At 37.6% G+C, this 6,392-nt stretch carries 4 protein-coding genes; 1 reads left to right on the forward strand and 3 read right to left on the reverse strand.

Annotation, left to right across the window (positions count from 1 at the left end):
* Positions 1-811 (forward strand): tetratricopeptide repeat protein (locus A9G48_RS07705; RefSeq protein ID WP_141672980.1); only part of this gene is annotated, 811 nt, incomplete at its 5' end.
* Positions 812-872: 61 nt separating this feature from the next.
* On the opposite strand, the gene A9G48_RS07710 is transcribed toward A9G48_RS07705, so the two are convergent.
* The 3 genes from A9G48_RS07710 to A9G48_RS07720 form a co-directional block, all read right to left on the reverse strand.
* Positions 873-4,610, reverse strand: coding sequence for a T6SS effector BTH_I2691 family protein (locus A9G48_RS07710; RefSeq protein WP_065576040.1), 3,738 nt, complete (start codon positions 4,608-4,610; stop codon positions 873-875).
* 20 nt (positions 4,611-4,630) lie between these two features.
* On the reverse strand, positions 4,631-5,602 hold the full coding sequence (locus A9G48_RS07715; protein ID WP_065576041.1) for a DUF4123 domain-containing protein: 972 nt from the start codon (positions 5,600-5,602) through the stop codon (positions 4,631-4,633).
* A gap of 12 nt (positions 5,603-5,614) precedes the next feature.
* Positions 5,615-6,392: DUF2345 domain-containing protein (locus tag A9G48_RS07720; RefSeq protein WP_141672981.1), on the reverse strand; the 778-nt coding region annotated here is incomplete at its 5' end.

Here is a 6,392-nt window from a genome sequence, read left to right on the forward strand (position 1 = left end):
CTTACCTATTGAATATTATCCCCGCGGAGTTTACCCCTTGAGTGAATATGGCCAAGGGGTCGAGCCTGATTTACAAAAAGCCATTGAATGGTACCAAAAAGCTGCCAACCAAGGGCATGCCCTAGCACAAACCAATTTGGCTTATTTTTATCTATTTGGTATTGGGGTTGATAAAAATGAAAATCATGCCTTTAAACTCTATGAACAAGCCGCTAAGCAACAATTTGTCCCTGCTATAAGGACATTAGCGTTTATGTATATGCAAGGCTTAGGTACCAAAGTCGATGAATATAAAGCCTTTACCTTACTTGAGCAAGCCTATCAATTGCAACCCGATGATAACTTATGGCATACCCTTAGGGTTATAATGTCTAATCAATATAAATTTAGAACACAATTAAAAAATCAAACAATAAAATATCGTTCCCAATATAGTGCTCGTGAAAAGGTGTGCGATGAAGATTGGATCTATGATCGCTTTCATTTTCTTAATGGGTTTTATAACCTAAATATGCAGGAAGGGTGGGAAATACACATTTATGCAAAATGGCCAAGAAACACCTTTGATGTATTACTGGGCAATACAGTTGGCGAACTGTCAAAGCTAAAAGAGCGTTATTTAACCAAAGAAGCCATTCAAGGCAATCACATTATCATAACGTCGTTAAGTCACTATTATAAACGCGAAGAGCAAGATATTCCCCGTGCGCAATTATGGCGTAAATATGCATTAAAAATGGGGGCGGTTAATCACCCTAGCGAATGGTCAGGGTACCCACCGATAGAAGAAGATGAACTAAGAATGCATTAAAAGCGGGGGGCTATACCCGCTTTTTATTAATAAAGCGATGATTAACCACCTTGTGCAACCATTAATCCAACCATTTTAATACTTCCTGCTCAATTTGTAACATAATGGCGGGGTGTTGCGATTGCTCTTGATCGCTTTGATCTTCGGTTTTAGGGGGCGTTTGCGGCGCACTATTTGCTTGTTGAGTGGAAAAGATCGCATCGTCAAAAAAACCTTTTAATTCAGCAATAGTTGTAAAATGGTTAGCCTGTTGCGCGGCATTGGTAAATTTTTGCTCATCTCTTTTTTTGCCTAGTGCTGAAAATTTAAGATGAATTTGAATATCGTTATCTTTGCAAATTTCATAAATCCATGTTAATAGTGCCGCTAACCCTCCAACCACTCCAGCAACACGGAATAGTAATAATCGGCAGGCGCCTAAATTAAAGGCTTGTTGAAGCCCTTTGCGCAAGATTAGTTTCTGAATTTTTACACGGAACAGGGTTTGTACCCATTCATAACGGTACGATAACCCATATAACATATATAAACCACCAGCCGTCGTGTTTAGTCCACACGCTAACCCTCCCGACCAAGTGGCATATGAATTGCCATATTTGTAGTTGTCCTTAGCGCCTATCCCCATTTCAACCGCAGAGATAAAATAAGTTAATGCAGTAAACACGCCAAAGCCTGTTTTAGCATACCGAAAGCCTTTTATTGCCCTTGGGTTACGTGCCAAAATGGTTGATGCTACGGTGTCGGCAACGGCGGCTGCTAACGAACTAGTTGCCATGGCTTTTTCTAATAAAATGTCGGTATCGTTAGCAAATAGTGACGGCTCTTTATTTATAATGTATTGCCAGTTATAGGCTTCAAACGCCCCTACTAAAAAACCTAACCTTGCGCTACGCAGATGAATTTGATTAGTGGTTAATTGTTGAGTTGCCTGTTCAGAAAAAATTTTAAACACCACATTAACTTGCTTTTTAAATAGGTGATCGAGCTCAACAAATTGTTCGGTAAAGCGTTTATCAAGCTGTTTAATGGCGCTGTTTAAACTGTCACGCAGTTCTTTTAAGGTTTTTTTTACTTGAGCAGGGTAAGTGCTAAGCAAAACATGCAAGCCACCGCCCACGGGCACCCCCACAAAGCTTTGCGCTTTAAAGGTTTTATAAGTCGCCATAATTTGATATTTCATATGCGCATAAGTGACAGCCGTTTTCCAAACAACGCCAGATAGCGCCAAGGCAGCGGTTTCGGCAATCATTGCCCCTAAGCTGTATAAACAAGTGTTAATTGGCTCACACATTGTCACCAGTTTATCATACAGTTTTAATGTGTAATTATTGATGGTGCCCGGGTTGTCGTAATTGCTAAACCAACGGGTAATAATGTTATGTTTACCAAAGCTGGTGTCAATCGCAATAGTAGTTAGCCCCTGTTTATTTTGCAGTTTCTTTAACTCCATGATATGTTCTAGCACTAGGTTGGCTTTGCGTAAATTAACGATATAGGTTGATATGTTGGATTTAATTGCTTTTGTAAGCGCATCTTCAGCATATTCTTTACCTTTATTAACATCTACTGCTTTGTATATTTCTTTTAATACGTCCCAAGTTAGCTGCCAGTCATAACTGATTGTACGCCATAATAATGCCGCAATCGAGGTTCTAATATGGATATAGGTTTCGCCTTCAATACTAAATTGCTGGATATCTAACAGCTGTTCAATAAAGGCGTTGCCTTCTTCGGTTTGTTCTAATCCTTTAAAAGTGCGGTTAACCACAGCGGTAAAATAATAACCATTAAGGTTAATTTTTAATAACTCTTTTTCTTGATAATCTTCTATTTCTTTCGATTCTATTGCCTTTTTCAATTCTTCTTCTATTTTTGTTTGGCATTTACCCCATACCGCACTGTTGTTGTCGAGCTCAATATTACGTTCGTACGATAGATCATTCACAAAGGTTAAATAATGGCTTTCTTTAATCCAATTAATAAGCTGCTTGGCTCGTTCACTGGCAATTTGCTTAATATGTTGGTTAAATTTTTTTTCCACATTTTCAAAATGGTGAGAAATCAAGCACTGTTTATATTTTTTAAACTCATTTTGTGTTTTTCTATAAAGAAGTGATTGATGTTCTTTTGCTTTGTCACAATACTCTTTAATCAATGCTTCATAAACTTTATCCAATAATTTGGCATCTTGCTTAATTTCTTCAATTGGGGCTTCATAACTAAACGAGGAATATTTTATAGCTTTAGCATAAATGCTGTTTTCTAGGTATTCTCCGTCAATTAGTTGATCACTATACCAGGGGTTTTCATATATTGAAGGACCTTCACCAAAATAATTCAATTTTAAAAATTTCATAAATCGGTAATAGTATTCATGCCCAAGCGGTTTGCCATAAAAATACTCTTTAACCAATAAAATGTACGATCTAACCATTTGATAATAATTACGATTTATAGGTGCTTTAAGCCCATCTTCAGCTTTAGGCGTACCATATATCTTATTCATATTATCAATAATACCCCTTACTTTAAATTTACCTCCTATTTTATGTTTGTTATATTGCGAAATACTTTCATATTCTTTATCGCTTATATCTTTTAATTGTGATAATGAAAATTCTTCTTGGTAATCAAGATCTGCTAACCTTTTACCATTTGCTGTCGCTAAATAGAGTTCGTCATTTGTAGGGGAAAACTTGAAATCTTCTTGCGCTACTTGATATTCGGAATAGGTTTCCACCACTTTCATCATCTCTTTAACATCTAATTCCATATCGGCTTCTTTGTTAAATTGACCCAAGTGACCGAAAATATCGGTATAGTAGTTGTTGAGATCGAGCGCTACCCCTATTGCATCATCCAGTGCTAGCAACATTGGTTGCCCATGATCACCGCTATAACTTTGCATCGTGCTATGTAATTTTTGTACATATGAATCGTGCATTTCAGCTGAAAGCTGTGCCTCCGATTTATTGGTATTGGTTTTAAAAATCGCCCACGGTTGTTCGGTTGTATTAATTTGGGTGATTTTTTGATAATCGTTATTTAATAAAATTGATTTTTTATCATACAGCCATAGTGGCCCTTGCATAGCATTGACTGATTGGGTACTTTGATAAAATTCATGTTTTGTATCAGGCAAAGCATTTTTTTGGATAAAATCAAAATTAAAATCTAAAATATTAGTAATTGATCGTTCTGAAGCAATAGTGGCACTTTCTTGGTTATAGTTTTTATTTTGCCAAGCCTCAATATCCAATTCTTGCATACGTGGAGTTGGTGTTTTGCGATATTCTTGCATCGCTTCAACAGTCCAAGGAAACTCACTATAAGCAATATAAACTTTACTGTAACGCGAAGGGTTCGGTATAGTAAGAAAAGCATTTAACGTAGGGTTACTTAATAAGTTTGGGCAGTGGTAGGATCCGTTTTCGTTCACATCAACCGATTTTGTCGACTGCATGCCATTTAGTTTAGTAAACCGACCTTCATCATCAACGCTATAAATTAACCAATAACGGTTTTCTAACTCCTCTTGTGCAGATTCACTTTGTGAGCTAGCGTCTTCATTAGAACTGTCTGCGTCTGAAGGTAAATAAATATAAATAAACCCAGCTCTAATTCGGCGAACATGATACTGGTAATCCTTATTTAAGGAAACAGTGGTTACTCCGTCTAACTTTGCCCATGTTGGACAAGCACTTTTAATATAAGTAGGAACTACCGTATAACGGGTAGGAAAAATAGCCAGTCCTTCTCTTTGGCAATCACACTGTTTTTTTTCACTTTGTTCACTCATGTTTAATCCTTATCAATCCCTTATTTTTCATTCAGTTCTTGTAAATATATTTGCCAATCATCTGGTCTTATTTTATTCAATTCGCCCAAAAGTCGATAATATTTACCAAGATCCGTACATTGCTTGATTTTACTTTCAATTTTGGGGTGACAATCAAAATCATACCCCCATTTTAATGCCAATTTTGCCCATTCAAGTTTTAATTCTTTTTCGTGAATATTGTTATTCATTAAACGAATTAAACAAGGAGTAATTTTTTGTAATGATTGAATTTCATCAATATTTTTTGCTGGATGTTTTATTTGTTCTGAACGAATAATTTGATTATTAATTCCAATACAATCCAATTTTTGATGTTGATCGGTTGTGATCCATAAACTCCCCATTAAGGAGAATTGTACGGGTTCGATCTGCTGTTTAATATTAAGGGTACCTTGTCGAGTTAGCATTGCCCATTTTTCAATATTGCCTAATAGTTTGTTTTGTTGTTTGCTGTCTAATATACTCATTAGCTGAAAAAAGACAGCAGGATCGTAGTATCGTAGCAGTATGTTTTTATCTCTCCCTCGTTTTTGGATTGCGCGTAACCCTAAATCTTTGGCTATACTTTCGGTTTTTTTATGGGTAAATAACCAAGCACAATATTGCTGACCTGTCCCTACAGCAATCGATTGCGGAGCTAGCTGTTTGAGTGCTCGATCAAGCATAAAACTTAATACGGCTTGCTCGTATTTGTCTCTAAGATCCAGTTCTATTAGCCATGGACACTTTGTTTTTAATACTGATGGATGGCTTATGGGTACTTTATATAATCGAAGTTGATTATGAAAGTATTTCATAAAGGGCTCATCAATTGGAGTTAAAAATGGATCGAGCAGTGCTAAACAACGGTTTTTATAAACTTGCGACTCATCAACAAGTATTCGTGTTATTGCCAAGGCATTATCCGATAATTTATTTAAATCAATGGTTGTTTGTCCACATCTCAACATACTTTGACCTTTTTATTCTATATCGATTGTAGCTTGCTGATCGTTTGCCTGTTGATTTTGCGTATTTTGGCATTTTACTTCGTCGGCTAAATTATTTGTGATTGACATATTATGTGCCCCCATCTTTTGCATGACATTACACTTAAGATAGACATTATCCTGCGTGCCAAGTTCAATGCCTTCTTCGCTGATTTTTATGTATGAACCGCCACAAATTAAGGTGATTTTTTTATTGGCGCTTAGGGCAACTTTGCCATCAACACTGTCGACTTTAACTTCTTGCTTAGCTGCCATGTTGAGGTTGGCGTTTTGGGCTTGCACCACAATATCGCCTTGGTTGGCAAACAGTTTCATGCCTGATTTGTGGGCAAATAAGCCCATCGCTTCGCCCGATGAGAGGGTAAGGTTTTTTAAGGCGGCAATGTCAGTTTGGTTTTCACTGGTTAAAGTAACGCTGTTGCCGGTGGAGAGTTGAATGTTTTGCGGACTGGTTAAGGCAATGCCTTCTTGGGCATAGGCAAGTATGCCGCTTTGGGTCAGTTGGCTTAATGTTTTGTTAAGTTGTTCTTGGCTGTCAGTGTCTGCACCGTGGGCTTCAGACTGAGTAGCCGCATTTTGTAGGGCTTTGGCAATGGATAGCGCATTTTCAAGCTGGGTAATAGCCGCTTGCATGTCGAGCTGTTTGCCTTGCGCTTTAGGCTCGGTTTGGGTGGTTAAGTATAATCCCCGTGCAGCTGCTATGGCGCCCCATTCGTCGGTTCTTAGCTCAAAGCCTTCGCCACGCTGCGCT

It is taken from the genome of Gilliamella sp. wkB18 (assembly GCF_001690875.1).
Classification (GTDB): Bacteria; Pseudomonadota; Gammaproteobacteria; order Enterobacterales; family Orbaceae; genus Gilliamella; species Gilliamella apicola_A.